The organism is Parasutterella muris (genome assembly GCF_009767915.1).
Lineage (GTDB): Bacteria > Pseudomonadota > Gammaproteobacteria > Burkholderiales > Burkholderiaceae_F > Parasutterella > Parasutterella muris.
Window position 1 is genome coordinate 1 of the sequence record NZ_WSRP01000124.1, and the last position, 438, is coordinate 438.

Annotated in this window: 1 protein-coding gene; it reads right to left on the reverse strand. The window is 50.5% G+C overall.

Annotated elements, in window-relative coordinates; translation table 11 throughout:
• On the reverse strand, nucleotides 1-438 hold a 438-nt coding region (locus E5987_RS13600), incomplete at both ends, for a phage tail sheath C-terminal domain-containing protein (protein ID WP_277613510.1).

The following is a 438-nucleotide window of genomic DNA, read 5'->3' on the forward strand; positions in this document are numbered from 1 at the left end:
AACAAATCAGCGTTTTCTACAATCGCCTTGTCCTCGAGCTTGGTATACATAGCGATAAGTTCGCCGCGGATAATGGACGGTGTAACCACTGCCTGACCGGCTCCGAAGCGGGTGCCGTCACTTGCGAGCTTGTGACGAGGATATTTGCTCGTAATACAGCTTCTCAAAGCTCGAATGATGTAAGCCAGTGTGTGCAGAGTCTCGGAATCCAGATACGAGTTATCCTCATCTCCAAAACGGTTCTTTTGATAAGTCGTGACGGCTCTTTCCACTCTCATGTAACCGGATTCCGTGTACTCGGTGGCGATACCGTTTGTGAGAAGTATCTGGCGCTCGCTCATAGTAAAGCGCTTGCCGTGAAGCGCTGAAGTGATGCCGATCAGCTCTAACGTTTGAGTGGGACGAGCCGGATCAATAGACAATTTAGCCGCGTTCTGC